The organism is Clavibacter sp. VKM Ac-2872 (genome assembly GCF_015351105.1).
Lineage (GTDB): Bacteria > Actinomycetota > Actinomycetes > Actinomycetales > Microbacteriaceae > Clavibacter.
In genome coordinates this window covers 215,712-241,882 of the sequence record NZ_JADKRR010000004.1, presented here as the reverse complement: position 1 = coordinate 241,882, position 26,171 = coordinate 215,712, and the positions used below count along the sequence as shown (strand labels likewise).

The window sequence follows — 26,171 nt, the reverse complement described above, 5'->3', positions numbered from 1 at the left end:
GCTGCTCGTCAGTCGGCGCGGCCCTGCGCCTTCATCCGCTTGCGGGCGGCGCGGACGGTGAGCACGGAGAGGTAGTCCTGCACCGTCGCGTCCCGGAGCGTCGCCAGCTCCTCCTCCACCACCGTCCGGAGCTCGGCCTCGGAGCGCTCGGGGAACTTCTTCCGCAGCTGCTCGATGGAGTCGCGGACGATCTGGTCGTAGTCGACGTCAGTGGTCATGACAGCATCATCCCCCGGGATCGGGATGGCCCCCCACCGCGCTCCTGGCCGGCCCGGCACGGCGGCCACGCGCATCGCGCATCCTCCGAGTGGCTCCTGGCACCAGCCCGACATCCCGCCCGCCGGGCGACCGATGCCGGTGCCGCCTCGCCCTCGGCTGCATGACGTACGGCGATCCCACCCGGGGCATGCACTCCTGGACCATGGACGAGGAGGCGTCGGCGCCCTTCTTCCGCCAGGCGGTCGAGCTCGGCATCACGTTCTGGGACACCGCCAACGTGTACCAGCAGGGCACGAGCGAGGAGTACGTGGGCCGTGCCATCCGGCGCTTCTCCCGGCGCGAGGACATCGTGCTCGCGACGAAGGTGTCCGGGTGGATGCCACGACGGACCCGGCGGATCCGGGCTGTCCCGCGCCGCGATCCTCGAGCAGGTCGACGCCTCGCTGCGCCGGCTCGGCACGGACCACATCGACGTCCACTACCTGCACCGCTTCGATCCGGAGACGCCCGTCGAGGAGACGATGCAGGCGCTCGACGACGTCGTCCGCGCGGGGAAGGTCCGCTACCTCGGCGCCTCGTCCATGCACGCGTGGCAGTTCGCGAAGCTGCAGCGGGCCGCGGCGGTCAACGGGTGGACGGGCTTCGCCGCGATGCAGGACCAGTACAACCTCCTCAAGCGCGAGGAGGAGCGCGAGATGATCCCGCTCTGCGCCGCCACCGCGCGATCGCAGACCGACGAGGTCGCCCGCGCCTTCGACACCGACGCCGACGGTCCGGTCATCGACGCCGTCGAGCAGGTCGCCTCCGCGCGCGACGTGCCCATGGCCCGCGTCGCGCTCGCCTGGGTGCTGCGGAACCCGACGGTCGCCGCGCCGGTCATCGGGGCGACGAAGCCGCACCACCTCACCGACGCCGTCGCCGCGCTCGACCTGGAGCTGACCGACGACGAGGTCGCCCGCCTCGAGAGCCCCTACGTGACCCAGCCGCCGTTCTGGTGGTGACGCGCGCCCGGTGGTGGTGCCGCACCCGATGGGCGATCGTGGCGTCGCGGCCCCTCGTCAGCGCGGCGGATCCCCGGGGAGGTCGAGCCCTCCGACCGCGGTCGCGGAGGTCTGCCGGGCGGTCAGCCCACCGGGTACAGCACGACCGCGTCGGGGTCGATGGTGAAGTCCACCTCGTCCCCGATCTCGATGCCGGATGCCGCGAGCTCCGCGGGGCCGAGATCCGCCGAGATGCCCGCGGCGCGCACCCGGATCGCGTCGCCGTGGCGCTCGAGGTCGTGCACGCGGCCGCGCACGCGGTTGCTCGCGGGCTGCTGCGGGGTGGCGGCCGCGACCGTGACGGCGGTGGGCCGGAACGCCGCGGCGACCGCGGCTCCCGCAGGGAGATCGCGGCCGCGAGGGAGTCGCAGCTCGTGGCCGGCGCCGTCGTCCAAGCCCGTCCCGGTGGAGGTCCCGACGAGGAGGTTCAGGCCCGCGATCTCCGCGGCGAAGGCGGTGCGCGGGCGCTCGAGCACGTCCCGGGTCGGCCCGTGCTCCACGATCCGGCCGCCGTGGAGGATGGCGACGCGGTCCGCGAGCGTATGGGCGTCGAGCACGTCGTGGGTGATGAGGATCGTGGTGCGGTCGCGGAGGACGCGACGGAGCATGCGCCGCAGCTGCGGGGCGACGGTCACGTCGAGGGCGGCCATCGGCTCGTCGAGCAGCAGCAGCTGCGGGCGGGGCGCGAGGGCCCGGGCGAGGGCGATCCTCTGCGCCTGCCCGCCGGAGAGCTCGCGGGGGCGACGATCGGCATGCTCGGTGGCATCGACCGCGGCGAGCCAGGTGCGCGCCAGCGCGGTCGCCTCCGCGCGGCCCATGCCGGCGCTCCGGGGTCCGAAGGCGACGTTCTCGAGCACGCTGAGGTGCGGGAACAGCAGCGCGTCCTGCGCCAGGAGCGCCACGCCGCGCCGGTGCGGCGGGAGGCGCAGCCCGGTGCCCGTGTCGAAGAGCACCGTGCCGGCGAGCGACGCCCGGCCCGCGTCGGGCGCGAGGAGGCCGGCGATGAGGCTCACCAGCGTCGACTTGCCGGCGCCGTTGGGGCCGAGGACCGCGGTCGTGGTGCCCGTCTCGACGCGGAGGTCGACGTCGAAGTCGCGGTCCCGCAGCCGCGCGCGGAACTCCAGGCTCATGATCCCGTCGCCCGGCGCGCGGGGCCGGGTCGGCCCGATCGGCCGTGGGCCAGGCCGATGACGAGCACGGCCACGACGACCAGGACCAGCGACAGCGCGACCGCGGCATCCGGGTCGGTCTCGCGCTGCAGGTAGATCTCGAGCGGCAGCGTCCGGGTCACGCCCTCGAGGCTCCCCGCGAACGTGAGGGTGGCGCCGAACTCCCCGAGCGCCCGGGCGAAGGCGAGGATCGCGCCGGACAGGAGCCCGGGGAGGATCAGCGGCAGCGTCACCCGGCGCAGCACCGTCGTCGGCCGCGCGCCGAGGGTGGCGGCGACGCTCTCGTAGCGGCTGCCCGCGGAGCGCAGCGCCCCCTCGAGGCTGAGGACCAGGAACGGCAGCGCGACGAAGGTCTGCGCGAGGACCACGGCGGCGGTGGAGAAGGAGATCTGGATCCCCAGCGCCTGCAGCGTGCCCCCGAGCAGGCCGAGCCGGCCGAACGTGTAGAGCAGCGCGATGCCCCCCACCACGGGCGGCAGCACGAGCGGCAGGAGCACCAGCGACCGGACGAGGCCCTGGCCGGGGAAGGACGTGCGGGCCAGCGTCAGCGCCATCGGCACGCCGATCACGACGCACAGCGCGGTGGCGGTCCCGGCCGTCCGCAGGCTGAGCGCCAGCGCGGCGACCGACGACTCGGAGGTGATGAGCGGGATGAACCGGGCCCAGTCCACGCGGGTGAGGATCCCGACGAGGGGGAGGAGCACGAACGCGCCGCCGACGATCGCCACGGCGACGACCCAGCGCGGGAGACCGGACGAGGCCCTCATCCGCCTCCCCTCCGATGGCGCGGGATCATGCCCTGCCGGTCGGGGTCTCGACGATCACCATGGTGGCCTTGACCACCGCGATCGCGGGCGACCCGGGCTCGAGCCCCAGCTCGCGGACCGCCTCGGTGGACATGAGCGAGACCACCCGGTGCGGGCCGCACTGCAGCTCGACCTGGGACATGACCCGGTCCGAGGTGATGTCGGTCACGATGCCCACGAAGCGGTTCCTGGCCGACCGGCCGACCTCGCTCGCGTCGACCGGCAGCACCGCGTTCTCCCGAGCGTGGCGCGCGAGCGAGAGGCTGTCGATGACGAGGCGACCGGATCCGTCCTTGGAGCTCTCCAGGGTGCCGTTGTCGATCCACCGCCGGATGGTGTCATCGCTGACGCCGAGGTAGTCGGCGGCGTTCTTGATCCTGATCTGCGGCATGCGACCCATGCTAGGTCCGGATCAGCGGAAGGGGAGGCCCGTCCTAGGGGGTGCCGAACCCGGCGGCGGCGAGGACCCGCCGGCCGGCGGCACCCGTGACGTACGCGGTGAAGGCCGCGGCGAGGTCCGGGTCCGGGGCGGCCTTCACGGGCGCGATCGGGTAGGTGTTCACCGCCCCCGCGGACTCCGGGAACGGGATGCCCGTGACGGCGTCGCCCGCGGCCGTGACGTCGGTCACGTAGACGAGGCCCGCGTCCGCCTCCCCGGAGGTGACCTTGCCGAGCACGTCGGTGACGGAGGACTCCTCGCTCACCGGCCGGATGTCGACCCCGGTCGCCTTCTCGAGCGTCGCGGTCGCGGCGCCGCAGGGCACCTGCGCGGCGCAGACGACGGTCGTCACGCCCGCCTTCCCGAGGTCCGCGAAGGAGGCGACGCCGGCCGGGTCGCCCGGGGGCACGGCGATCTCGAGCGTGTTGGTCGCGAAGTCGGTCGGGGTGCCCTCGATGAGGCCCGCGTCGGTGAGCTTGGCCATGTTCTTCTCGTCCGCGGAGGCGAAGACGTCCGCCGGGGCGCCGTTGGTGATCTGCGTCACGAGATCCGAGGAGCCGGCGAAGCTGAGCTCGACCGTCGTCCCGGGGTGCTGCTCCTCGAACGCCGACGCGAGCTCGGTGAACGTGCCCTTCAGGGACGCGGCGGCGAACACGGTGATGGAGCCCGAGGGGGACGAGCCGGGCGACGCGGGCGTCCCCTCCCCCGCGGGAGCCGAGCATCCGACGAGGGCCGCGAGGAGCGCTCCCGTCGCGACCATCGAGGCGAGGGAGCGGGACCGCATCATGCGCGTGCCTTCCGGTCGACCGGACGCGAGCAGCGCCGCGCCGGATGCGGGGATCCGCGTCCGCGTGATCCCGGCCAGTCTAGGCGGGCAGACGCGGAACCGCAGGCAGTCTCCAGCCGAGCCTGCGTACCGGGTCACCCCGGCGCGAGCCGGTGCGCACGGGCGGGAGCGACGGATCGCACGGCGAGCGCCGATCGCGTCGGGGCCCTCCCCTCGGCGGATGTTCACCGAAGCAGAACGTCCCGTTCATGCCCGGCCCCGCGCCGTGCTCCATGCTCCTGTCGCCGAGCGCCCGCGCCGGCCTGCGCGACCCCGCGCGCACCCCCACCACAGAAGGACGAACGTGACGATCCCCCCTGCCCGCCGTGCCGCCCCCGCGCGCATCGGCGCCCTCACCGTGGCAGCCGCCGCGGTGGCGCTCTCCGTCGGCATCGGCGCGCCCGCGCACGCCGCCGCCGACCCCGCGCTCCAGCCGGCCCCGACCGCGCGCGACCACCTCATCACCGACGTGCCCGGCCTCGTCAACGGCCGGGAGCTCGGCGCGTACACCGGCCTCGACGGGCGCACGGTCGCCGCGAGCCGCCTGATCCGCACGGAGTCGCTCGACAAGATCACCTCCGCCGGCGCCGCCACGCTCGCGAGCGTGCACCACGTCGACCTCGTGATCGACCTGCGCACGCCCGGCCAGATCCAGGCGAAGCCGGACGTGCCGATCCCGGGCGCGAAGACCGTCGCCATCTCGATGTTCGGCGCCGACGGCGACTACCCGGACGACACCGTCATGTACCGGGACCTCATCGACAAGGGGCGCGTCAACGACGCCCACCCGGGCGTGATGATCAGCGCCTACCGCAGCATCCTCCAGGCCATCGCGTCGCACACGGGCGGCGGCACGATCCTCATCCACTGCTCGCACGGCATGGACCGCACCGGCACGGTCATCGACCTGCTCGACCGGATCCTCGGCGTCGGCAGCGCGGACATCCTGCACGACTACCTGCTCTCGAACACGCAGCTCGGCGTCGACTGGGCGAAGCCCGCGCTCCTCCAGGGCACCTTCGAGGCCGGCATCGCGTCGCGCTACGCGGGGCTCGACTCCTACATCCGCACCACGCTCGGGGTCGACGACCAGGAGATCCAGGCCCTGCGCTCCGAGTTCCTCGTCTCGGACGACGCGGCTGCCGCATCCATCACCGTGGGCGGCGTCACCGTGCCGCTCGGCGACGCGGCCGGATCCGCCGGTGCGGTCGTGCCCGTCGGCCTCCCGGCCCTCACGGCCGGCGACGTGCGGGTCACCACCGCGGACGGAACCGCCACGTCGGCCGTCGCGGTCGACGGCCGCACCGTCACCGTCACCGTGACCGCGGCGGACGGGCGCACGACGCGCACGTACCGGATCACGGCCGGGCTCTCCGAGATCGCGCTGCCGACGGGATCCGCACCCACCGCGGGCGGCACCGTCGCGTTCCGCGCCGCCGGCCTCACCCCGGGCGCGACGTACCGCGTGGTCCTGCACTCCACGCCGACCGACGTCGGATCCGTCACCGCGGCCGCCGACGGCACCGCGGCCGGCACCGTCACGATCCCCGCGGGCACCGACCCCGGCACGCACACGCTGACCCTCGTGGACGCGCAGGGCCAGGCGGTCTCGGATCCCGCGACCATCACCGTGAGCGCCGCGGCCGTCTCCGGCATCACGGCGACCGCGACCGGCGCGCGCCACGCGGGTCCCGCGGTCGCGACCGGCGGCGCCTCCGTCGCCGCCGACCCGTGGCCGGGCCTCGCGCTCGCGGCCCTCGGGCTCGCGGGCCTGGCCGCGATCGCGGGCCGCACCATCGCGCGCCGCCGCGCGTCGCTGCGCAGGCCGTGACGACGGACCGCCCGGCGCCCCGGCGGCGGCTCCTCGCCGCCGCCGGCGTCGTCGTCGCGTCCGCGGCCGTGGTCGCGGGCGCGCTCGCCGCGGTGGGCGGGTGGCCGGTCTCGGCCGACCTCCCCCGCGACCTCGCGGGCGCGCCGGTGCAGGCCGACGTCCCGGCACCCGCCGCGAGCGCCGACGGCGCCGGCACCGCGGTCGACTCCGGTCTCGGCCGCTTCCGCGCGCCCTCGGTCGGGCTCGACGTGCCGCTCGGCGCGGTCGACGTGGTCGACGGGGTCGTGGATCCCCCGGGCTTCTCCTCCGCGTACCGCGTGCGCGGCCTCGGCGTCGCCCCCGAGGACGCCGCGACGGGCACGGTGTTCGTCGTGATGCACTCGGTCCGCGGCGGCGGCACGGGCCCCGGCGACCTGCTCATCGACGCCGCCGCGGGCAGCGCGAGCGTCGCCCCGGGCGCGGTGATCCAGGTGGCGGGCGTCGACTACGCCGTCGGATCCCGCCGCGCGGTGCCCAAGGGCCAGCTGCCGGACGACGCCGAGGTCTGGGCGGACACCCCGGGCCGGCTGGTCGTGATCACGTGCCTGCAGCGTCCGGACGGCAGCCCGTCGCGCGACGACATGGTGATCGAGGCGACGCGCGCCTGATCGAGGCGGGGAGCGCGACGCCGGATGCGGCCGGGCGCTCCCCGCCTCGATAGCCTCGGCACATGGGGATGGACGGCGCACGGCTCGAGGTCGCGCGCGCCTGGCGCGCCGCCGTCTCCCCCGACCGACTGCTGCTCGCCGCCAAGACCGCGCTCGCGGTCGGGATCGCCTGGGCCGTCGCGCCGTTCGTGCCCGGCGTCGCGAACGAGTACCCCTACTACGCGCCGCTCGGCGCGCTCGTGAGCATGTACCCGACGCTCATGGGATCCGCGCGCACCGGCCTCCAGACGCTCCTCGGCCTCGCGGCGGGCATCGTGCTCGCGACCGCCGTGATCGCCACCACCGGCCCCTCGTGGTGGTCGATCCCCGTGATCGTCGGCATCGGCGTGATCCTCTCCGGCTCCGGCTGGTTCGGCGCCGGCCGCGAGTACGTGCCGATGGCGGCGCTGTTCGTGCTCATCGTCGGCGGGCAGGACGCCGACCAGTACTCGCTCGGCTACCTCGTGCAGATGGCCGTCGGCGTCGTGACGGGCCTCGTCATCAACGTGCTCATCGCGCCGCAGCTGTCGAGCGGGGCCGCGGGCGCGCGCATCAGCGCGTTCCAGCGGGAGGTGGCCGACCGGCTGCGCGACGTCGGCGACGCGATCGAGGCCGACTCCCCTCCCGCGCATGCCGACTGGATCCGCGCGAGCGAGGACCTCGCGGGCACCGCGCGCGCCGTGGGGGCCGACCTCCGCGAGGCCGACGAGAGCCGCAAGGGCAACCCGCGCGCGCTCGTCAACAAGCGCGACGTGCGCATCGACCACGCCCGGCTCGAGGCGATGGACCAGATCGTCTTCCACGTCCGCGACATCTCCGCGGCGCTCGCGGACACCATCTGGCAGGAGCGGGGCGCGCTGGGCCTCGACCGGGAGATCACCGGGCCGGTCCACGACGCGTGCCACGCGGTCGCGGGCGTGCTCGACCTCGACGACCCCGATTCCCCCGAGCGCCACCGCGCGATGGGCGAGGCGGCGCGGCAGGTGCGCCTGCTCGTGGAGGCGGTCGACCGGCGGGCGCAGGAGCTCGGCCGGGCGATGGGCCCGGGCGTGCTCACCGCGATGCACCTGAAGCGCGTGCTGCACCACCTCGAGCCGGTGGACGCGGCGGAGTCGCCGGCGCCGTAGCGCGCTTCCGCGCGCGGGCTAGGCCGACGCCGCAGCAGCCGCCGCGCCCGCCTCGCCGCCCACCGGGAGCGGGTCCGCCCGCGCGTCGAACCGCACCGCGACGATGCCGGCCACGATGAGCACCCCGCCCACCAGCTGCAGCGCCGTCAGCTCCTCGCCGAGCAGGATCCACGCCCAGGCGCCGGCCGCCGCGACCTCGAGCAGGCCCGTGAAGGACGCGAGGCGGGATCCGAGCATCGCGCCCGCCGTGATCCCCGCCCCGTACGCGAGCGCCGTCGCGACCACGCCGACCACGAGCATCGGCACCCACCACGGCACGACGCTCCCCAGCATCACGACGTCGGCGACGGAGCCCGTGAACGGCAGGATCCCCGTCGCGCCGACGAGCGCCAGCAGCACCGCCGCCACCAGCAGCCCCGCGGCCGCGAGCGCCACCGGCGGCAGCCCGTCGGCGCCGCGGGCCGCGATCGCGAAGTAGCCCGCGCAGCCGACCATCGCGCCGAGCGCGAAGAGGAGGCCGACGGGATCGAGCGCCCCGCCGCCGGACGGCGACACCACGAGCGCGAGCCCGCCCGCCGCGGCGACGGATCCGAGCAGCACCGGCACCGCGGGCCGCCGACGGCTCATCGCCCACGCCACCGCCACGAGCAGCAGCGGAGCCATGAACTCGATGAGGATCGCCGTGCCGACGGGGATCCGCTCGATGGCCGCGAAGTACATGACCTGCGCGCCCGCGACGCCCACGAGCGCCATGCCGAGCACCCGGCGCCACGCCCGCAGCACGGGCCGGAGGTCGCCGCCGAGCTGCACGAGCGCGACGGGCGCGAGGACCAGCCCGCCGATGAGCGCCCGCAGCGCGACAGCCGCGACCGGGCTCCACCCGGCCTCGAGCAGCGGCTTCACGAACGCGCCCGACAACCCGAATGAGCAGGCGGCGACGATCGCGAGTACGAGTCCGGTGGTCAGGTGGCGTCGATCCATGGTGCGCTCGTCTCGTCAGGGGCCATGCGGCCTACGGTCCTGACGTTAGACTCGTGGTGGATAAGGAGTCAACTTGCCTTTCACCCCTGACACCGAGGACGTGCTGACGTTCGACGCCGTGATCCTCAACACGGCCCCGCGCGCCACCCGCTCGGGCGACGACCTGCTCGCGACCCCGGAGCAGCTCGCCGACCTGATGACCCGCAGCGGCTTCTCCGGCCGCTTCGACCGCGACGAGCGCGAGCTGCGCGAGGTGCACCGCGCCCGCTCCCGCCTGCGGGAGATCTGGGGCCTCGACCGCGACGCCATGGTGGATCCCGTCAACGAGCTGCTCGCGCGCCACCACGCCGCGCCCCGGCTCGTGCGGCACGACGCCCTCGACTGGCACCTGCACGCGACGCCGGAGGACGCGCCGCTCGCCGACCGGATCCTCGTGGAGGCCGCCATGGCCCTCGTCGACGTCGTGCGCTCCGACGCCACCGACCGCCTCCGCGAATGCGCCGCCGACGACTGCGACGGCGTGCTCGTCGACCTCTCCCGCAACGGGTCGAAGCGGTTCTGCAGCGTGCGGTGCGGCAACCGGATGAACATGGTCGCGTTCCGCGAGCGCCGCGCGTCCGCGCCCGCCGCTCCCGCCCCATGACCGCGCATTCGCCTGCAGATGCATTCGGCGGGGACGATGCGCGAAGCTCCCCGGCAGGCCGGGAATCGCCGCGAAGAGAATGCAGAATACGTGCGAGGAATTCGCCGCGCTGATCTGCGCCGGGCCGTCCCCGCCATCGCCGGACTGGTCGCGGTCGTCGGCTCCCTTCTGGTGGCCCCGTCGCCCGCGCACGCGTCGGAGGTCGCCCTCGACGGCGCTCGGGCCGCGATCTCCTCCTCCGTGAGCCGCGGCACCTACGAGCAGGACGTCCTCTCCGGGAAGATCACCGTCGAGCACATCGTCGATGTGAACCTCGATGCGCGTTCGTCGGCCGCACCGTCGTCCACCGCGGTACCGAGCCGCGCCGAGCTCACGCGCGAGACCACCGAGGAGATCGCCCAGATCCGAGCGACCGGCGTCGACCCGGCCACGTCCGAGCCGACCACGACCACCGGCTCCGCCCCCGCCACCGACCCGGTCGCCACGGACAAGCACCGGTGGAACACGTTCACGCACTGGGGCACGGCCAAGGTGTCAGCGCTGGCGCTCGCCGTCGCGGGCGGGACCACAGGTGGCGTCCTCCGCTTCCTGGCCGGTGCGTGCGCCAGCTTCGGCGCCTTCCTCTGCGCGGCCGTGGACACCATGGCCACCGCCACCGCCGCCGCCCTCGGCGTGCGGGGATCGCTCTGCCTCGCCGATCACCACGACTACCTCTACATCAAGATCCCCGACGTCACCGACTCGCACTGCGGCGACTGATCGCACGGCCGCGCCACCGCGGGTGATCCCCGCGGGCCACGGGGCCTCCCGGATGGACGACACCCCTCGTCGTCGTCCGGGAGGCCCCGTGGCACGCTCGCACCCGGATCACCCGATCCGAGACGGCCTCGTGCGCAGGTCGTGTCGATGCTGCCACCTCACGCGTGCACGCGAGGATGCGCGCAGATGACGACGCGAACGACGCGTGGAATGCCGAGCCGAATCTCGGTCACGCTCGATATCGAACGCCGAACGACTCGTTGATATCCGCTCGCACGAGCGCGCCGGACCGGAGATGCATTCGAGGGCCTGTGCACGGCATGCACGAATCGCCGCGTTCCCCCTTATGCTCATCGCGCATATGCGGTCGCAGCATCCCGCATCTGCGCCCTGTCGATCGACGTGGCGCTTCCTTCTCCGAAAGGCCGTCATGTCCTCATCCGCATTCCCCACCTCATCCCCCGGTGCGTCCTCCCGTCGGCACCGCACCGGGCGGATCATGCCCGGAATGGCCGTCGCCGGACTCGTGGCCGTCATCGGCTCCCTGATCGCCGGACCCGCGCACGCCTCCGAGACGACCCTCGCCGAGGCCCGAGCCGCGATCTCCTCCTCCGTGACCGGGGGCACCTACGAGCAGGACATCATCTCCGGGAAGATCACCATCGAGCAGATCGTGGACGTCAACCTCGCCGTTCGCTCCACCGCCGCCGCCACCGCCATCACTCCGGCCCCCAGCCGGGAGGAACTCACCCGACAGGCCACGCAGGAGCTCGCCCACCTCCGCACCACCGGATCCCTGAACACACCGGACCTCTCCCCCACCACCGGCTCACGCCCCGCAACCGACCCTCTCGTCGAGAACAAGCACTGGTGGAACAAGCTCAGCCACTGGGCCACCATCCCCATCAACGCGCAGAACCTCGCCATCGGCTCGTCGGTCGGCGCGAGCACGCTCGCGGCCCTCTTGGGCGCCTGCTCGGCCAGCGGCGCCGCCATCTGCGCAGCCGTCGCGGGGATGTCCTTCCTCACCGTTACCGGTCTGGGCCTGGAGGGGATCAAGTGCCTGGCGTATGGCGAGAGGACGTTCTACGTCAAGATCCCCGACTTCTGGAACAGCCACTGCGGCAACTGACCGCACTGCCGACGAAGGCAGCGCTCGACTCCGCCCCGGTCCCGTCGTGCACGGCGGGACCGGGGCGGAGTCGCCTGCGGAACAGCGCCGACCACGCGACCCGCGCGCGTCACCGGGCCTGCAGCGCCGCCTGGTACAGATCCCGCTTGCCGAGGCCCGTCGCCTCCGCGATGGTGCCGGCCGCGTCCTTGAGGCGCGCGCCGTCGCCCACCAGCTCGAGCACCTGCGTCACGCCGGTCGCGAGGTCGATCTCCAGCGCCGCGGCGCCCTCCGCGACCACGACGATCTCGCCGCGCACGCCCTCGGCGGCCCAGGCGGCGAGCTCGGCGGCGGATCCGCGGCGCACCTCCTCGTACAGCTTCGTGAGCTCGCGGCACACGACTAGCCGGCGATCCGGGCCCCACTCGGCGACGACGTCCTCGAGCGACGCCTGCAGCCGGTTCGGCGACTCGAAGAAGACCATGGTGCGGCGCTCGCGCACGAGCTCGCGGAGCACCCGGCGCCGGTCGCCGCCCTTGCGCGGCAGGAATCCCTCGAACGTGAAGCGGTCGGTGGGGAGGCCGGAGACGGCGAGCGCACTGAGCACAGCACTGGGGCCGGGGATCACCGTGACGCGGACGCCCGCGGCGGCCGCCGCCTCCACGAGGTGGAAGCCGGGGTCGGAGATCGCGGGCATGCCGGCGTCCGACAGCACGAGGACGTCTGTCTCGCGGGCCAGCTCGACGAGGTCGGCCGAGCGCTCCTGCTCGTTGTGGTCGTGCAGCGCGATGAGGCGCGGCCGGTTCTCGACGCCGAGCGCGCCGAGCAGGCGGATGGTGGTGCGGGTGTCCTCGGCGGCGATCACCGTGGCGGAGGACAGCGCCTCCACGAGCCGCCGCGACGCGTCGCCCAGGTTGCCGATGGGGGTCGCGCCGAGGATGATCACCGGTCGATCATCCCATCCGGGCGGCGCTCGTCCTCGACCCCGCCGCCACCCTCGCCTTCGCGCGGGAGGCCGGCCCGGTCGCCGACGGGCGCGGGGTCCTCGACCTCCTCGTCGCCCGGGTCGCTCCAGCCGCGGAGCGCATTCGCCACGCCGACGCCGATCGACATGAGCCCGAGCGGCACCCCGAACAGCACGAGAGCGGATCCGCGCGAGGTGGTGAGCTCGCCGAGGACGCCCGTGAGGCCCAGCACCGACGTCAGGCAGAGGAAGAGGCCGAGGATCACGTAGCCCCAGGTCTCGCGCCCCCGCGACCGGCTCCGCAGGAACACGGGTCAGCCCACGTCGGGCGCGTCCGCGCCCAGCGCCGTGAGGTGCCGGTGCGCGATGACGGGATCCCACCGCTTCCGGGTCTCCCCCTGCGTCCGCGAGATCGCGAACGCCACCTCCGGCGGGACGGGGACGATGCGACGGGACTCGACGACGGGCACGCATCCATGCTGGCACGGCGGGCGCGGGCCCCCGTCTGCCCGCGGCGGGATTTGACTCCCCTCGACGCACGCCCCTACGTTGGTTGAACGCTCAACGAATGAGCGCCGGGCGCCACGGCGCCGGACGGACCCGTCGCTCGACGGCGGGCCGGCCGGGTCTTCCGCCGTCGATCCTCGCGCACCACGCGGGCGCGGCGGACGCCCGGGGAGACCGCACCGGATGCCTCCGCCCCGCCTCGCCGGCCCCTCGATGCCGCCCGGATCCCGGTGCTCGCGCGCACGATCGCGCGCCCTCCCGCCGACACCGTGCCCGCGCGCCGGACCGCTCGACCACGCATCCGCACGTCGACCCTCACCACCGAACAGAAGGAGAACCCCGCATGCGCACGCTGCTCCACCCCGCCCGCACGTCGCCCGTCCTCCAGGACGCCGCCCTGCTCATCGCCCGCGTGGCGATCGGCTTCATCCTCATGGCGCACGGACTGCAGAAGTTCCTCGACTACACGCTCGACGGCACCGCCGCCTCCTTCACGCAGATGGGCATCCCGATCCCGGCCGCGGCGGCGGTCTTCGCCGCGACGGTCGAGACCGTCGGCGGCGCCGCGCTGATCATCGGCCTCCTGACCCCCGTGGTCGCGGCCCTCAACGTCCTCAACCTGCTCGGGGCCTTCGTCATCGTCCACGCCGACAAGGGCGTCTTCGTCGACGGCGGCGGCTACGAGCTCGTGCTCGCCCTGATCGCCGGCCTGGTCGTCGTCGGGCTCCTCGGGGCGGGCCGCCTCAGCGTCGACGGCCTCCTCGGCCGCCGCACCCGCGCCGCCTGAGCGCAGGGGCTACAGGCCGCGCCGCGCCATCCATCGATAGACGAAGAACGCGATCACCCCGAGCGCCATCAGGGCGGGGCCGGCGATGAGGAAGATCGAGCCCAGACCCCCGGTCGCACCCCGATACGTCGCGATCGCGCCGCCCGCCACCGCGGCCCACGGCATGATCTGCCGCGCGGATCCGGAGCCCGGCTTCGGTCGTCCCTCGGGAAGATGGCCCGCGTCGTCGATCATGCGGCCAGGCTATCCGCCGGCTCCACCGCGGCCATCGCGCCCGGCTCCCCACCGGGACCTGCGCCCGACGCGGTCAGCCGTCGGCGACGACCCAGGGGAACGCCCGGGCCGTGGAGCGGGCTCCCTGCCGGGCCCGCGAGCGGTTCGGCTCGCCCAGGTCGTCGAGCAGCCGCTCGGATGCGCGCACCAGGTCGGCGAAGGCCGCGGTGGTGAGCCAGTCCGGGCGCAGCGCGAAGACGAGGTCCTCGGTGGCGGTGTTGCCGCTCGCGCCCGGGGCGAACGGGCACCCGCCGAGTCCCCCGAGCGCCCCGTCGACCACGGTGGCCCCGGCCTGGATCGCGGCGAGCGCGTTCGCGACGCCCGCGCCCCAGGTGTCGTGCCCGTGGAACACGATCTCGCGGGCCGGCGTCTCCGCGGCCACGCGGCCGACGAGGGACGCCACCCGCTGCGGGTGCGCCTGCCCGAGGGTGTCGCAGATCACGATGTCCTCCGCCCCCGCGGCACGCGGGTCGTCCGCGATGTCGATCACGCGCCGCTCGGGGACGTCGCCGTCGAACGGGCAGGTGAACGAGGTCGCGATGCAGAGCTGGATGCGCCCGCCCACCGCGTGGGCCAGATCCACCGCCTCCGGCATGGCGCCCAGGCTGGCATCCGTGGTCCGGCCGATGTTCGCCTGGTTGTGGGCGTCGGATGCGGAGAGGCAGTACTGGAAGTTGCGGGCCCCCGCGGCCGCGGCGCGCGCGACGTGACGCGGCGTGGCGACCCACACCCACGAGCGCTCGAGCTCCTCCGGGGTCAGCGCGGCGATGACGTCGAGCGTGTTCGCCATCGGCGGGACCAGGTCGCCGCGCGCCATGGAGCCGATCTCGAGCTCGGGGACCCCGGCAGCGAGGAGGGCCCGCGCGAGCTCGACCTTCCGCTCGGTGGGGAGCATCCCGCCCGTGAGCTGCAGCCCGTCGCGGAGGGTGACGTCGCGGAGCCGGACGGCGGTCATCGGTCGCCCGCCGTCTCGTCGTCGCCGCCGGCATCGCGGGTCGCGCCGGTCGCGCCTGGCGCTCGGGGGTCGTCGAGCATCGCGAGCACCTCCTCGGTGTCCTGGCCCAGGGCGGGCGCGAGCGTGCGGATGGGGAGGGAGCGGCTGCCGAGGACGGGCACGATGCCGGGGAAGCCGACGCCGGGGACGATCCCCGCCCCCGTGTCGACGTCGAACTCCTGGATCATGCCGCGGGCGGCGTACTGCTCGCTGGAGCTGATGTCCGCCGCCGTGTAGATGGGGCCGGACGGGACGCCCGCCTCGTCCAGGGCGGCCAGCGCCTCCGTCGCGGTCCGGGTCGCGGTCCATGCGCCGATGGCCGCGTCGAGCTCGTCGCGGCGGATCCACCGCTGGTCGTTCGCGGCGAGGCCCTCGTCCGCGGCGAGATCGGGTCGTCCGATGATCCCCATCAGGCGCGGGAAGATGGCGTCGCCGTTGCCGGCGATGATGATGCTGGCGCCGTCGGAGCACGTGTAGGCGTTGGACGGGGCGATGCCCTCCATGCGCCCACCGACGCGCTCGCGCACGATGCCGTGGGCCTGGTAGTCGGGGATGAGGGACTCCATCATCGAGAACATGGACTCGTTCAGCGCGACGTCGACGACCCGCTCGGCGAGCGGCGCGGGCGGGAGGCCGGCGCCCCGTCGCGCCTCGCGCTGGTAGAGCCCCATCATGGCCCCGTAGCCCGCGTAGAGGCCCGCGACGGAGTCGCCGATCGAGATGCCCACGCGCACGGGAGGACGATCGGGGTCGCCCACGAGGTCGCGGAACCCCGCCATCGCCTCGGCGACGGCGGCGAAGCCGGGACGCTGCGACAGCGGCCCGGTCTGCCCGAAGGCCGAGATGCGCGCGATGACGATCTCGGGGTTGATCGCGTCGAGCACGTCCGGCCCGATCCCCCAGCGCTCGAGGGTCCCCGGCCGGAAGTTCTCGAGCACGACGTCGCACTCCGCGGCCAGCCGCCGCACGGCGTCGCGCCCCTCGTCCGTGCGCAGGTCGAGCGTGATCGAGCGCTTGTTGCGGTTGATGGCGTGGAACAGCATCGACGTGGTCGAGCCGGCGTGCAGGCGCCACCTCCGCAGCTCGTCGCCGGTGCCGGGCCGCTCGACCTTGATCACCTCGGCCCCGAAGTCCGCGAGGAGCCGTCCGGCGGTGGGGGCGGCGATGAGGTTCCCGAGCTCCAGGACCCGGATGCCGGCGAGCGGGGCGATGCTCGATGCGTCGATGATGATCGGCCTTCCTGACGGGGTGCATGGGGGTGCGGACGGGGATCGCGCCGCGCGCGACGACCGACGCTATCGAGACCGCGCGGGCGCGAGCCGTGAGGGTCCCCCGGTGGCCGGCCGGGCGCTGACGGCAGGGCCGGAGCACGTCGCCCGGTCGCCGTCGCCGCCCCGTCGCCGCGCACGGCGCCCCCGCATCCTGCGTACGCTCGTCACAGCGGCCCCGCGGGCCGACGGCGCCCGCATCGGGCGCGCACCACCACACCCGAGGAGCACCAGTGGACGACGCCATCGAGACGAACGCGATCCCCGAGCCGGAGCCCACGGAGATCACGTACGACGAGGAGCGCTTCCCGGCCCGCCCCGCCCGCCTGCGCGCCCGTCCGCAGCTGCGCGCCAGCGGGATCCGCCGCTCGTCGAACGACCCGCGCGCCGCCGACGCCTCGAACCCCTCCTACGTGGAATGGCTCCGCCGCCAGTCGATGCTCGGCGACGCCGACGTGCTGAGCCGCGGCCTCTCCGGATCGCCCAGCATGTGGTCGAACCCGTACGCCCGGCCGGACGCGCGCCGCGCCATCGACACCGCGTCCGTCTGGTTCACCGCCTACCCGATCTCGCTCATCACGAAGGAGGGCGAGTCGTACCTCGGCGCGCTCGGCGACCCGCAGCTGTGGGAGATCTTCCAGTCCATCGGCATCGAGGCCGTGCACACCGGACCCGTGAAGCTCGCCGGCGGCATCACCGAGTGGTCGCAGACCGCGAGCGTCGACGGCCACTTCGACCGCATCAGCACCCAGATCGACGCGGCATTCGGCACGGAGGACGAGTTCCGACGCCTCACCGAGGTCGCCGACCAGCACGGCGGCAGCGTCATCGACGACATCGTGCCCGGCCACACCGGCAAGGGCGCCGACTTCCGCCTCGCCGAGATGGGCTACAAGGACTTCCCCGGGATCTACCACATGGTCGAGATCCCCGAGGAGGACTGGGGCCTCCTGCCCGACGTGCTGCCCGGCCGCGACGCCGTGAACCTCGACGTGGCCGCCGAGCAGGCGCTCGCCGACCAGGGCTACATCATCGGCCGCCTGCAGCGCGTGATCTTCTACGCGCCCGGCGTCAAGGAGACCAACTGGAGCGCCACCGCGCCCGTGCTCGGCGTCGACGGCCGCGTGCGCCGCTGGGTCTACCTGCACTACTTCAAGCAGGGCCAGCCCTCCATCAACTGGCTCGACCCCACGTTCGCCGGCATGCGCATGGTCATCGGCGACGCCCTGCACTCGCTGGGCGACCTCGGCGCGAGCGCGCTCCGGCTCGACGCGAACGGCTTCCTCGGCGTGGAGAAGAGCGTCGAGGGTCCGGCGTGGTCCGAGGGCCACCCGCTCTCGGAGGCCGCGAACCACCTCATCGCGAGCATGGTGCGCAAGGTCGGCGGGTTCTCCTTCCAGGAGCTGAACCTCACGATGGAGGACATCCGCGACACCGGCCGCGTCGGCGCCGACCTGTCCTACGACTTCATCAACCGGCCCGCGTACCAGCACGCCCTCGCGACGGGCGACACCGAGTTCCTGCGCCTCACGCTCCGCACCTCGCTCGAGGTCGGCGTCGAGCCCGTGACCCTCGTGCACGCGCTGCAGAACCACGACGAGCTCACCTACGAGCTCGTGCACTGGGCGACCGAGCACTGCGCGGACGTGTTCCCGTTCCGCGGCGACGAGATGACCGGGGCGGACCTCGCGGAGACGATCCGCGGCGACCTCCTCGAGGAGCTCACGGGCGAGAGCGCCGACTACAACCACGTGTTCACGACGAACGGCATCGCCTGCACCACGGCGTCGGTCATCGCGGCCGCGCAGGGCTTCACGACGCTCGACGCGATCGGCGACGACGACGTGGCCGGGATCCGCGCCGCGCACCTCCTGCTGGCCAAGTTCAACGCGTGGCAGCCGGGCGTCTTCGCGCTCTCCGCGTGGGACCTGCTCGGCGTGCTGCCGCTGCAGGCGTCGCAGGTGGCCGACCTCATCGAGGGCGGCGACACGCGCTGGGTGCACCGCGGCGGGCACGACCTGCTCGACGCGGCGCCCGAGGCGACCGGATCCGCGTCCGGCATGCCGCGCGGCCGCTCCCTGTACGGATCGCTGCCCGCCCAGGTCGGCGATCCGTCGTCGTTCGCCTCGGGGCTCCGGAGCGTGCTCGAGGTGCGCGAGCGCTTCGACGTCGCGCTCGGCACGCAGCTCGACGTCCCGGACGTCGGCCACCCCGGCATGCTCGTCATGGTGCACCGCCTCGACAACGGCGACCCGGAGGCCGACGCGCGCCTGCAGCTCACGGTGCTCAACTTCACGGGCGAGCCGGTCCTCGCGACGGTCCGCTCCGAGGAGCTGCCCCCGCGCCGGACCGTCCGCGACGCCACCACCGGCGAGGAGGTCGGCACGGTCGACGACCTGTCCAGCTTCCCCGTGCAGCTCGAGCCCTACGCGGGCCTGTTCCTGCTGCTGGACGAGGCGCCCGAGGTCGAGGGCGACGACGCCGAGGACGACGCGGACAGCTAGGAGCAGCCCGCGCCGCCGCCGGCACCCCTGCACGTGACGGCGCCAGGGTCTCGTGGACGCTCACCGCCGAGCGTCCTCCGGTCGGATGGATACGGGGCGGATCAGCACGGTCGGCACACGGCGCGGGAAGGGCATGCGCCCGGTCCACCCCGCGCCGCCCCTCCCGCGTCGGGACGCTCAGCCGTGCTCCTCGGCCTCGTGCTCGCCGCGACGGCCGCAGCCCGGATCACCGCGCGGGCGTCGCGGACCCGCAGAGCGCACGCCGCCGTCGCCCCGGCCGGTCCGACCGCGCGTTCCGACGCGGCCGCCGAAGACGACGCCCAGCGCGGCCGCCGCGAGCGCGAGCACCAGGAGCGTGAGCGGCGGCACGACGGACTCGCGACGGCGGGCGTGCACGACGACGACGATCATCAGCGCCGCCAGGCCGATCGCTTCGACGACCTCGAGGGCCGCGATCGCCTTCACGGCGGTCGCGGAGAAGCCCTCGGCCCATTGCATGCCGCCTTCGACGGTGTCCTGTCGCGAGCGGACGAGCTCGAGGGTCCCGGCGCCGAGCATGCTGACGGCCAGCATGCGGGACACGGCCCGGAGGGCGATGAGCACGGGTCCCGCTCGTCGTGCTCCGGCGACTGCATGGCGGGTGCCGGCCGAGCACCGCGTCGCGCGCGGCCCTGTGCACCCGGTCGACCTGGCCGAGGCCCCGCGCCCTACGGTCTCGAGTCACACGGGCATCCCGCGCCGTGTCGACTGCGATCCCCGGTCGATCGTCCACCGTAGAAAGGCCCTCATGTCCTCGACGCCACCCCGCCCCGCGTTCCGCACCCCCTCCTTCATCGCCCGCTCGCATCGTCCCGGTCGGGCAGGTGCCGGCGTCGCCATCGTCGGCGTCCTCGCCGTCGTCGGCTCCTTGGCCGTCGGCCCCACCCCTGCGCGGGCCTCCGAGGTGTCCACGCAAGCTGCAGAAGCAGCGATCTCCGCATCGGTGAGCCGAGGCACGTACGAACGGGATCTCGTCACGGGCCGCATCACCCCTGAGCAGGTCGTCGACGTCACCGTCGCGGCAGACACCGCCTCCGGGACCGCCGTGGCCGACCGGGACACGCTCGTCCAGCGAGCGACCGCGGAGATCGCCCAGCTCCGCGCGGACAGCATCGCCGAGTCCGCCCCGCCCGCTGCCCTTTCGAACGCCCCGGTCACTGAGAGCAAGTCCTTCTGGAAGAAGTTCAAGCACTGGGCCACGCTGACGGTCGACTCGAAGGCGCTCGCGAGCGCCGGCGGCGGCGCCGCCGGCGTGCTCGCCGTCATCGGCGGTACGTGCTACGGCTTCGCCGCGTACGTCTGCGCCGCTGTCTTCGCACTCGGGGCAGGGGCCGCGCTCGGCCTCTTCGCCCTCGCGATCGGGTGCGTCGAGGACGGACAGAAGTACACCTACGTCAAGGTCCCGGACTTCGGGAACAGCCACTGCGGCAACTGACGAACCCGGGCGCGCCGCGGAGCGTCCGCCCCCGGGTGGCCGCGCGCGTGCGTGCGATGATGAGCCGTGCCCGACCTGCCCCATCGCCCCGCCGAGCACGACGCCCCGCCCGCCGGTGTCCCGGGGCACGACGACGACAGCCCCACCTTCGTCGGCCGCCGCGCTGACGAGCGCGCGGTCTCTGCCCGCGGATCCCGCCTCGACGACCTGCTGGCCCGCCTCGTCACGACCCCCTCCCGCCGCCGCGCGCTCGAGTGGGGCACGGTCGCCGCGATCGCCCTCCTCGCCGCGGTGCTCCGCCTCCAGCACCTCGGCCACCCCGACACGCTCGTCTTCGACGAGACCTTCTACGTGAAGGACGCGTGGACCCTCCTCCACCTCGGCTACGAGGGGTCGTGGCCCACCGATCCGAACCCCGCCTTCATCGCCGGGCAGACCGACGGGTACCTCCAGGCGCCCGGGTTCGTGGCGCACCCGCCGCTCGGCAAGTGGGTCATCGCGCTCGGGCTCGCGGTCTTCGGCGCGGCGGATCCGGTGGGCTGGCGCATCGCGACGGCCGTCGTGGGCACGCTCGCCGTCGTCCTCCTCGTCCTCATCGCCCGCCGGCTCACCGGATCCGCCGTCGTCGCCGCCATCGCCGGCCTCCTGTTCGCGATCGACGGCCACGCCATCGTCATGAGCCGCACCGCGCTCCTCGACACGCACGTCATGTTCTTCGGCCTGCTCGGCGTCGGCGCGATCCTCCTCGACCGCACCTGGCACGAGCGCCGCTTCACCGCGCTGCTCGAGCGGCGCCGCGCCGCCCGCCCCGACGACGCACGGCCGCTCGAGTTCGGCCCGGTCGTGCTGTGGCGCCCGTGGCTCATCGCGGCCGGCCTCGCGTTCGGCGCGACCTCCTCCGTCAAGTGGTCCGGCATCTTCTTCCTCGCGGGCTTCGGCCTCTACGTGGTGCTCACCGACATGCTGCTGCGCCGCCGTCACGGGCTCGCCGCGTGGTTCACGGCGGGCGCCGCGGTGCAGGGTCCGGTCTCGTTCCTCCTCCTCGTGCCGCCCGCGATCGCGGCGTTCCTCGCCTCCTACGCGGGCTGGTTCGCCACCTCGAACGGGTACTTCCGCAACTGGGCGGCCGAGGGCGCGAACGCCTGGCAGGGCGGCCTCGCGTGGGTGCCGCTGTCGATCCAGAGCCTCTGGCACTACCTGGCGCAGCAGTACGCGTTCAACGTGGGGCTCGACGTCACGCACCCGTACCGCGCGGATCCGCGCCTCTGGCTGCTCCTCTACCGGCCGACGCAGTTCTACTACGAGGCCTACGGCTACGGGCAGTCGGGCTGCACGATCGACGCGTGCTCGGCGTCCATCACGTCGATCGCGAACCCCATCATCTGGTGGCTGTCCGTCGCCGCGATGCTGTACCTCGTCTACCGGCTCGCCGCCCGCCGCGAGTGGCGCGTGGGCCTCGTGCTCATGGGCATGGTCGTCGGGTACCTGCCGTGGCTGCTCTACGTGAACCGCACGGTCTTCCAGTTCTACTCGATCGCCTTCGAGCCGTACCTGATCCTGTGCCTCGCGATGGTGCTCGGCATGATCCTCGGCGACCGCGGCGATCCCCGGCCCCGCCGCACGCGCGGCATCGTGATCGTCGGCGTCGTCCTCCTCGTGTGCGCGCTCGTCAGCGCGTTCTTCTACCCGCTCTGGACCGGGCAGCTCGTGCCCACGTGGTTCTGGCGGCTGCACGCGTGGATCCCCTCGGGCTGGATCTGATGCCCGCGACCGCCACCCGGCTCCACCCCGCGCTCCCCGGCCTCGGCGCCGCGGCGGCGGCGGCGCTCGTCGCGTGGGCCGTGCACGCGCTCGTCCCGGCGATCCCGCTGCTCACGGTCGCGGTGGCGCTCGGGATCGTCGCCGCGCAGATCCCGGCCGCGCGCCCCGCGCTCACCGGCCCGCTGAAGCCCGGCCTCACGCTCGCCTCCAAGCGGCTGATGCGGATCGGCGTGGTGCTGCTCGGCCTGCAGCTCGGCCTCTCCGACATCGTCGGCCTCGGCTGGCGCGCGGTGCTGCTCGTGGTCGCGGTCGTGGTGCTGTCGTTCGCGGGCACCTACGCCATCGCCCGCGCCCTCCGGATGCCGGGCCAGCAGCCGCTCCTGCTCGCCGCCGGATTCTCGATCTGTGGCGCGAGCGCGATCGGCGCGATGGCGGGCGTCACGCGCGCCAAGCCCGCCGACCAGGGCGCGCCCGTCGCGCTCGTCACCCTCTGCGGCACGCTCGCGATCGCCGTGCTGCCGCCGCTCGCGGGCCCGCTCGGCCTCGACGACGTCGCGTTCGGCCACTGGGTGGGTGCCGGCGTGCACGACGTGGGACAGGTGGTCGCGACCGCGCAGATCGCCGGATCCGCCGCCCTCACCATCGCGATCGCCGTGAAGCTCACGCGCGTGCTGCTGCTCGCGCCCGTGGTCGCCGTCGCGGGCGTCGTGATGCGCCGCCGCGAGGGCCGCGTCGAGGGCGCCGCGCGTCCGCCGATCGTGCCGCTGTTCGTGCTCGGCTTCCTCGCCGCCGTGCTGGTCCGCACCCTCGTGCCGCTGCCGGACGGCGTGCTCGACGCCGCGCAGGTCGTGCAGACGGCGCTGCTGGCGATCGCGCTCGTGGCGCTCGGATCCGCGGTGCGCCTCCGCGAGCTCGTCGGCCAGGGCGGATCCGCGCTCGCCGCCGGCCTCCTCTCCTGGGCGCTCATCGCGGGCCTCGCGCTCGCGGCCGTGCGCCTGTCCTGATCCGCCGGGCCGCCGCCCGCATGTCGCCCCGTTACGGCCCGGCCGGGGAACCGTCGGGAGCGCGGGCTAGCGTCGGGTCATGGTCGATCGCGAGTACGGGTTCAAGACGAGGGCGATCCACGCGGGCAACATCCCCGACGCCACCACGGGCGCACGCGCCCTCCCCATCTACCAGTCGAGCGCGTTCGTCTTCGACGACACCGCCGACGCCGCCGCGCGCTTCGCGCTGCAGAAGTACGGCAACGTCTACTCGCGCCTGTCGAACCCCACGGTCGCCGCGTTCGAGGAGCGCGTCGCGAGCCTCGAGGGCGGCCTCGGCGCGGTCGCGACCTCGAGCGGGCTGAGCGCGCAGTACATCACCTTCGCCTCCCTCGCGGGCGCCGGCGACCACATCGTCGCCTCCGCGAACCTCTACGGCGGATCCATCACCCAGCTCGACGTGACCCTCCGCCGCTTCGGCGTCGAGACCACGTTCGTGCAGTCGAGCGACCCGGCCGACTACGCCGCCGCCATCACCGACCGCACCAAGCTCGTCTTCGCCGAGACCGTCGCGAACCCCTCGGGCGAGATCGCCGACATCGAGGGGCTCGCGGCCGTGGCGCACGCAGCGGGCGTCCCGCTCGTCATCGACTCCACCATCGCGACGCCGTACCTCAACCGGCCCATCGAGTGGGGCGCCGACATCGTGATCCACTCGGCCACCAAGTTCCTCGGCGGGCACGGCACCACGCTCGGCGGCGTGGTCGTCGAGTCCGGCCTCTTCGACTGGGAGAGCGCGCGCTTCCCGCTCCTCGACCAGCCGGTGCCGAGCTACGGCGGCCTCAACTGGACCGGCAACTTCGGCGAGTACGCATTCCTCACGCGCCTCCGCGCCGAACAGCTCCGCGACATCGGTCCGGTGCTCGCGCCGCACTCCGCGTTCCTGCTCGCGCAGGGCGTCGAGACGCTCCCGTACCGGATGCAGGCGCACATCGACAACGCGCGGGCCGTCGCCGAGTGGCTGGATGCGGATCCGCGCATCACGGCCGTCAACTGGGCCGGCCTCCCCGCGCACCCGCACCACGAGCGGGCGCGCAAGTACCTGCCGACGGGACCCGGATCCGTGTTCACGTTCGAGGTCGCGGGCGGCCGCGCGGTCGGCCAGCGCTTCATCGAGTCGGTCGAGCTCGCGAGCCACCTCGCCAACATCGGCGACGCGAAGACGCTCGTCATCCACCCGGCGTCCACGACCCACGCGCAGCTGAGCGAGGCGCAGCTGATCGACGCGGGCGTGCTGCCCGGCATCGTCCGCATCAGCGTCGGCATCGAGGACGTCGCCGACATCATCCACGACCTGGACCAGGCGCTGACCGCCGCCACGGAGGGAGCGAAGTGAGCTTCGACACCGGCGGCGTGCCGCCCGAGCGCACCGGATCCGCGCCCCAGCCCGCGGCCGACGCCGCCGGCACCCAGACCACCCAGCTCCAGAACGGCCTGACCTGCGCGATCCCGCGCTCCAGCCCGCTCGCCGCGCTGCTGCGCTCCGAGCGCACGTGGACCGGCCCGAGCGCGAAGGAGCGCCAGGCGATCCTCCGCCGCGCGAAGAGCGTCGCCATCGTCGGCGCCTCGCCGAACCCGGCCCGCTCCAGCTACTTCGTCGGCACGTACCTCCAGCAGTCGAGCGACTTCCGCGTGTACTTCGTGAACCCGAACGCCACCGAGATCCTCGGCCAGAGGGCCTACCCCGACCTCGCGTCGCTGCCCGAGGTGCCCGACATCGTCGACGTCTTCCGGAAGGCGAGCGACATCCCGTCCGTCGTGGACGACGTGGTCGCGATCGGCGCACCCGTCATCTGGGTGCAGCTCGGCATCTGGAACCAGGAGGCGGCCGAGGACGCCGAGGCCCGCGGCCTCACGGTCGTGATGGACCGGTGCATCAAGGTCGAGCACGCGCGCTTCCACGGCGGCCTGCACCTGCTCGGCTTCGACACGGGCGTCATCAGCTCGCGGAAGGCGGCGGTCTAGCGGAGGCGGCCGCGCGGATCACCAGCCGAGCGTGCCCGGCGCGCCCTTGAACGGGCCGACCACGCGCGGCGTGATCCAGCCGCCGTAGAAGTCGCCCTCCTGCGCCTCGACGACGACGCCGTCGACCGTGATGCGGTCCATCGCCGAGGGGTACACGGCGATCTTGTCGGCGAGCACCTCGAAGCCGCGCGTGGGCGACGGGTACCACCAGGCCGCGCGGTCGGCCGTGACGCCGCCGGCCGTGAGCGAGAGGTACGACGCCTCCCCCTTGTACTCGCACCACGACCGGCCCGCGGCGGAGGACAGCACGCCCGCCGCGAAGTCGGCGGAGGGGAGGTAGTAGACCGGCGGGTGACTCGTCTCGAGCACGCGCACGGCGGATCGGCTGTCGAGGACCACGCGTCCGCCGAGCTCGATCACGACGCGCTCGGCCGTCGGCTCGACGCGCGGCGGCCGCGGGTAGTCCCACACCGACTCCTGCCCGTCGCCGGGGATCTCGCGGGGACGACGGGCCGGTGGGATGCGCATGCGCCGACGGTACCGCGGGTGCCTGGGCGCCCCGGATCCCCCGACGGGCCGGGCCTCGCGCCCCCGTCCGGTAAAGACGTATCCACTAAACGTTTTTGCACGAATGGTCCTCAGGGTGCTTGACTGGGTGACGTCCACCCGCATTCGGGTGTCACACAGCACGAAATCTTCGAGGAGTAACGCACATGGGCATCATCGGTTTTCTGGTTCTGGGTCTGATCGCCGGAGCGCTCGCCAAGCTGATCCTCCCGGGCAAGCAGGGTGGCGGAATCATCGTCACGCTGATCCTGGGCGTCGTCGGGGCCTTCCTCGGCGGCTTCATCGGCAGCGCGCTCTTCAACAAGCCGGTCGACGGCTTCGACCTCGGCTCGCTCGCGCTCGCCATCGTCGGCGCGATCATCGTCCTGCTGGTCTACGGCGCGATCGTGGGCCGCAAGAAGGCCTAGTCCTTCTGCACCGCGGAGCC

At 73.8% G+C, this 26,171-nt stretch carries 28 protein-coding genes and 1 pseudogene; 15 read left to right on the top strand and 14 right to left on the bottom strand.

What is annotated here, in order from left to right:
* Positions 1-8: 8 nt before the first annotated feature.
* Complete coding sequence (locus ITJ40_RS15825) at positions 9-218, bottom strand: three-helix bundle dimerization domain-containing protein (RefSeq protein WP_194667972.1); 210 nt, start codon at positions 216-218, stop codon at positions 9-11.
* Between the two features lie 161 nt (positions 219-379).
* On the opposite strand from ITJ40_RS15825, the pseudogene ITJ40_RS15820 reads away from it, so the two are divergent.
* Positions 380-1,220 (top strand): annotated as a pseudogene (locus ITJ40_RS15820) (aldo/keto reductase).
* A gap of 122 nt (positions 1,221-1,342) precedes the next feature.
* Here ITJ40_RS15820 and ITJ40_RS15815 read toward each other — a convergent pair.
* The 4 genes from ITJ40_RS15815 to modA are packed head-to-tail and all read right to left on the bottom strand — an operon-like array spanning position 1,343 to position 4,460.
* Positions 1,343-2,389 (bottom strand): sulfate/molybdate ABC transporter ATP-binding protein, encoded by a 1,047-nt coding sequence (locus ITJ40_RS15815; RefSeq protein WP_194667971.1) that lies wholly within the window; start codon positions 2,387-2,389, stop codon positions 1,343-1,345.
* Positions 2,386-3,195 (bottom strand): ABC transporter permease, encoded by an 810-nt coding sequence (locus ITJ40_RS15810; protein WP_194667970.1) that lies wholly within the window; start codon positions 3,193-3,195, stop codon positions 2,386-2,388. The genes ITJ40_RS15815 and ITJ40_RS15810 overlap by 4 nt, the downstream gene beginning before the upstream one ends.
* 25 nt (positions 3,196-3,220) lie before the next feature.
* Positions 3,221-3,625, bottom strand: coding sequence for a molybdopterin-binding protein (locus ITJ40_RS15805; RefSeq protein ID WP_194667969.1), 405 nt, complete (start codon positions 3,623-3,625; stop codon positions 3,221-3,223).
* Between the two features lie 43 nt (positions 3,626-3,668).
* A complete protein-coding gene (gene modA / locus ITJ40_RS15800; protein ID WP_194667968.1) occupies positions 3,669-4,460 on the bottom strand; it encodes a molybdate ABC transporter substrate-binding protein in 792 nt (263 codons plus the stop codon).
* A 343-nt stretch (positions 4,461-4,803) separates the two neighbouring features.
* Here modA and ITJ40_RS15795 point away from each other — a divergent pair, with 343 nt between their 5' ends.
* From ITJ40_RS15795 to ITJ40_RS15785, 3 genes are all read left to right on the top strand, one after another.
* Positions 4,804-6,330 carry a tyrosine-protein phosphatase gene (locus tag ITJ40_RS15795; RefSeq protein ID WP_194667967.1) on the top strand — a complete coding sequence of 509 codons (1,527 nt, stop codon included), beginning with the start codon at positions 4,804-4,806 and terminating at the stop codon, positions 6,328-6,330.
* A complete protein-coding gene (locus tag ITJ40_RS15790) occupies positions 6,327-6,977 on the top strand; it encodes a class F sortase (protein ID WP_194667966.1) in 651 nt (216 codons plus the stop codon). Before ITJ40_RS15795 ends, ITJ40_RS15790 begins: the two co-directional genes overlap by 4 nt.
* A gap of 62 nt (positions 6,978-7,039) precedes the next feature.
* Entirely contained in the window at positions 7,040-8,143 is a 1,104-nt protein-coding gene (locus ITJ40_RS15785; RefSeq protein ID WP_194667965.1) for an aromatic acid exporter family protein, read from the top strand.
* A gap of 18 nt (positions 8,144-8,161) precedes the next feature.
* Here ITJ40_RS15785 and ITJ40_RS15780 read toward each other — a convergent pair whose 3' ends face one another.
* Entirely contained in the window at positions 8,162-9,124 is a 963-nt protein-coding gene (locus ITJ40_RS15780) for a DMT family transporter (RefSeq protein WP_194667964.1), read from the bottom strand.
* Positions 9,125-9,197: 73 nt separating this feature from the next.
* Here ITJ40_RS15780 and ITJ40_RS15775 point away from each other — a divergent pair, with 73 nt between their 5' ends.
* The 3 genes from ITJ40_RS15775 (at position 9,198) to ITJ40_RS15765 (ending at position 11,658) form a co-directional block, all read left to right on the top strand.
* Positions 9,198-9,767 carry a CGNR zinc finger domain-containing protein gene (locus tag ITJ40_RS15775; protein WP_194667963.1) on the top strand — a complete coding sequence of 190 codons (570 nt, stop codon included), beginning with the start codon at positions 9,198-9,200 and terminating at the stop codon, positions 9,765-9,767.
* Positions 9,768-9,938: 171 nt separating this feature from the next.
* The gene (locus ITJ40_RS15770) at positions 9,939-10,526 is read left to right on the top strand and encodes a hypothetical protein (RefSeq protein WP_194667962.1); all 588 of its coding nucleotides are present in this window, start codon (positions 9,939-9,941) and stop codon (positions 10,524-10,526) included.
* 508 nt (positions 10,527-11,034) lie between these two features.
* A complete protein-coding gene (locus ITJ40_RS15765) occupies positions 11,035-11,658 on the top strand; it encodes a hypothetical protein (RefSeq protein ID WP_194667961.1) in 624 nt (207 codons plus the stop codon).
* Positions 11,659-11,767: 109 nt separating this feature from the next.
* Here ITJ40_RS15765 and rsmI read toward each other — a convergent pair whose 3' ends face one another.
* Genes rsmI through ITJ40_RS15750 form a run of 3 tightly spaced genes read right to left on the bottom strand, consistent with a single transcriptional unit; the run spans position 11,768 to position 13,071 of the window.
* Positions 11,768-12,583, bottom strand: coding sequence for a 16S rRNA (cytidine(1402)-2'-O)-methyltransferase (gene rsmI, locus ITJ40_RS15760; protein ID WP_194667960.1), 816 nt, complete (start codon positions 12,581-12,583; stop codon positions 11,768-11,770).
* Entirely contained in the window at positions 12,580-12,912 is a 333-nt protein-coding gene (locus ITJ40_RS15755; RefSeq protein ID WP_194667959.1) for a hypothetical protein, read from the bottom strand. Before ITJ40_RS15755 ends, rsmI begins: the two co-directional genes overlap by 4 nt.
* A gap of 3 nt (positions 12,913-12,915) precedes the next feature.
* Complete coding sequence (locus ITJ40_RS15750; protein ID WP_228512623.1) at positions 12,916-13,071, bottom strand: hypothetical protein; 156 nt, start codon at positions 13,069-13,071, stop codon at positions 12,916-12,918.
* Between the two features lie 380 nt (positions 13,072-13,451).
* Here ITJ40_RS15750 and ITJ40_RS15745 point away from each other — a divergent pair, with 380 nt between their 5' ends.
* Positions 13,452-13,895: a DoxX family protein gene (locus ITJ40_RS15745; protein WP_194667958.1), complete on the top strand. Its 444-nt coding sequence runs from the start codon at positions 13,452-13,454 to the stop codon at positions 13,893-13,895.
* Positions 13,896-13,904: 9 nt separating this feature from the next.
* Here ITJ40_RS15745 and ITJ40_RS15740 read toward each other — a convergent pair whose 3' ends face one another.
* The 3 genes from ITJ40_RS15740 to ITJ40_RS15730 all read right to left on the bottom strand — a co-directional run bounded on the left by ITJ40_RS15740 (position 13,905) and on the right by ITJ40_RS15730 (position 16,388).
* A complete protein-coding gene (locus ITJ40_RS15740) occupies positions 13,905-14,129 on the bottom strand; it encodes a hypothetical protein (RefSeq protein ID WP_194667957.1) in 225 nt (74 codons plus the stop codon).
* Between the two features lie 73 nt (positions 14,130-14,202).
* Complete coding sequence (locus ITJ40_RS15735) at positions 14,203-15,123, bottom strand: hydroxymethylglutaryl-CoA lyase (RefSeq protein ID WP_194667956.1); 921 nt, start codon at positions 15,121-15,123, stop codon at positions 14,203-14,205.
* On the bottom strand, positions 15,120-16,388 hold the full coding sequence (locus tag ITJ40_RS15730; protein ID WP_370532075.1) for a CaiB/BaiF CoA transferase family protein: 1,269 nt from the start codon (positions 16,386-16,388) through the stop codon (positions 15,120-15,122). Before ITJ40_RS15730 ends, ITJ40_RS15735 begins: the two co-directional genes overlap by 4 nt.
* Before the next feature lie 275 nt (positions 16,389-16,663).
* Between ITJ40_RS15730 and treS the strand changes: the two genes are divergently transcribed.
* Entirely contained in the window at positions 16,664-18,934 is a 2,271-nt protein-coding gene (gene treS, locus ITJ40_RS15725) for a maltose alpha-D-glucosyltransferase (RefSeq protein WP_194667955.1), read from the top strand.
* Positions 18,935-19,111: 177 nt separating this feature from the next.
* Here the strand turns inward: treS and ITJ40_RS15720 are convergent, their stop codons facing one another.
* Positions 19,112-19,537, bottom strand: a complete 426-nt coding sequence (locus ITJ40_RS15720; protein ID WP_194667954.1) for a hypothetical protein — start codon at positions 19,535-19,537, stop codon at positions 19,112-19,114.
* Between the two features lie 184 nt (positions 19,538-19,721).
* Between ITJ40_RS15720 and ITJ40_RS15715 the strand changes: the two genes are divergently transcribed.
* The 5 genes from ITJ40_RS15715 (at position 19,722) to ITJ40_RS15695 (ending at position 25,177) form a co-directional block, all read left to right on the top strand.
* The gene (locus tag ITJ40_RS15715) at positions 19,722-20,408 is read left to right on the top strand and encodes a hypothetical protein (protein WP_194667953.1); all 687 of its coding nucleotides are present in this window, start codon (positions 19,722-19,724) and stop codon (positions 20,406-20,408) included.
* A 66-nt stretch (positions 20,409-20,474) separates the two neighbouring features.
* Complete coding sequence (locus ITJ40_RS15710) at positions 20,475-22,169, top strand: dolichyl-phosphate-mannose--protein mannosyltransferase (RefSeq protein WP_370532072.1); 1,695 nt, start codon at positions 20,475-20,477, stop codon at positions 22,167-22,169.
* A complete protein-coding gene (locus tag ITJ40_RS15705; protein ID WP_194668031.1) occupies positions 22,169-23,173 on the top strand; it encodes a YeiH family protein in 1,005 nt (334 codons plus the stop codon). The genes ITJ40_RS15710 and ITJ40_RS15705 overlap by 1 nt, the downstream gene beginning before the upstream one ends.
* A gap of 79 nt (positions 23,174-23,252) precedes the next feature.
* On the top strand, positions 23,253-24,548 hold the full coding sequence (locus ITJ40_RS15700) for an O-acetylhomoserine aminocarboxypropyltransferase/cysteine synthase family protein (RefSeq protein ID WP_194667952.1): 1,296 nt from the start codon (positions 23,253-23,255) through the stop codon (positions 24,546-24,548).
* A 98-nt stretch (positions 24,549-24,646) separates the two neighbouring features.
* Positions 24,647-25,177 (top strand): CoA-binding protein, encoded by a 531-nt coding sequence (locus ITJ40_RS15695; RefSeq protein WP_228512690.1) that lies wholly within the window; start codon positions 24,647-24,649, stop codon positions 25,175-25,177.
* An 18-nt stretch (positions 25,178-25,195) separates the two neighbouring features.
* On the opposite strand, the gene ITJ40_RS15690 is transcribed toward ITJ40_RS15695, so the two are convergent.
* On the bottom strand, positions 25,196-25,705 hold the full coding sequence (locus ITJ40_RS15690) for a DUF427 domain-containing protein (protein ID WP_194667951.1): 510 nt from the start codon (positions 25,703-25,705) through the stop codon (positions 25,196-25,198).
* Between the two features lie 185 nt (positions 25,706-25,890).
* Between ITJ40_RS15690 and ITJ40_RS15685 the strand changes: the two genes are divergently transcribed.
* Positions 25,891-26,151, top strand: coding sequence for a GlsB/YeaQ/YmgE family stress response membrane protein (locus ITJ40_RS15685; protein ID WP_043583378.1), 261 nt, complete (start codon positions 25,891-25,893; stop codon positions 26,149-26,151).
* The last annotated feature ends 20 nt before the right edge of the window (positions 26,152-26,171 follow it).

Excerpts from the sequence above, each read along its gene's own strand:
- ITJ40_RS15785 (WP_194667965.1), top strand. The coding sequence starts at position 7,040 with ATGGGGATGGACGGCGCACGGCTCGAGGTCGCGCGCGCCTGGCGCGCC.
- ITJ40_RS15700 (WP_194667952.1), top strand. The coding sequence starts at position 23,253 with ATGGTCGATCGCGAGTACGGGTTCAAGACGAGGGCGATCCACGCGGGC.
- ITJ40_RS15735 (WP_194667956.1), bottom strand. The coding sequence starts at position 15,123 with ATGACCGCCGTCCGGCTCCGCGACGTCACCCTCCGCGACGGGCTGCAG.
- ITJ40_RS15690 (WP_194667951.1), bottom strand. The coding sequence starts at position 25,705 with ATGCGCATCCCACCGGCCCGTCGTCCCCGCGAGATCCCCGGCGACGGG.
- ITJ40_RS15715 (WP_194667953.1), top strand. The coding sequence starts at position 19,722 with ATGTCCTCGACGCCACCCCGCCCCGCGTTCCGCACCCCCTCCTTCATC.
- ITJ40_RS15805 (WP_194667969.1), bottom strand. The coding sequence starts at position 3,625 with ATGCCGCAGATCAGGATCAAGAACGCCGCCGACTACCTCGGCGTCAGC.
- ITJ40_RS15825 (WP_194667972.1), bottom strand. The coding sequence starts at position 218 with ATGACCACTGACGTCGACTACGACCAGATCGTCCGCGACTCCATCGAG.
- ITJ40_RS15810 (WP_194667970.1), bottom strand. The coding sequence starts at position 3,195 with ATGAGGGCCTCGTCCGGTCTCCCGCGCTGGGTCGTCGCCGTGGCGATC.
- ITJ40_RS15705 (WP_194668031.1), top strand. The coding sequence starts at position 22,169 with ATGCCCGCGACCGCCACCCGGCTCCACCCCGCGCTCCCCGGCCTCGGC.
- ITJ40_RS15740 (WP_194667957.1), bottom strand. The coding sequence starts at position 14,129 with ATGATCGACGACGCGGGCCATCTTCCCGAGGGACGACCGAAGCCGGGC.
- ITJ40_RS15745 (WP_194667958.1), top strand. The coding sequence starts at position 13,452 with ATGCGCACGCTGCTCCACCCCGCCCGCACGTCGCCCGTCCTCCAGGAC.
- modA (WP_194667968.1), bottom strand. The coding sequence starts at position 4,460 with ATGATGCGGTCCCGCTCCCTCGCCTCGATGGTCGCGACGGGAGCGCTC.
- ITJ40_RS15815 (WP_194667971.1), bottom strand. The coding sequence starts at position 2,389 with ATGAGCCTGGAGTTCCGCGCGCGGCTGCGGGACCGCGACTTCGACGTC.
- ITJ40_RS15780 (WP_194667964.1), bottom strand. The coding sequence starts at position 9,124 with ATGGATCGACGCCACCTGACCACCGGACTCGTACTCGCGATCGTCGCC.
- ITJ40_RS15685 (WP_043583378.1), top strand. The coding sequence starts at position 25,891 with ATGGGCATCATCGGTTTTCTGGTTCTGGGTCTGATCGCCGGAGCGCTC.
- ITJ40_RS15765 (WP_194667961.1), top strand. The coding sequence starts at position 11,035 with ATGGCCGTCGCCGGACTCGTGGCCGTCATCGGCTCCCTGATCGCCGGA.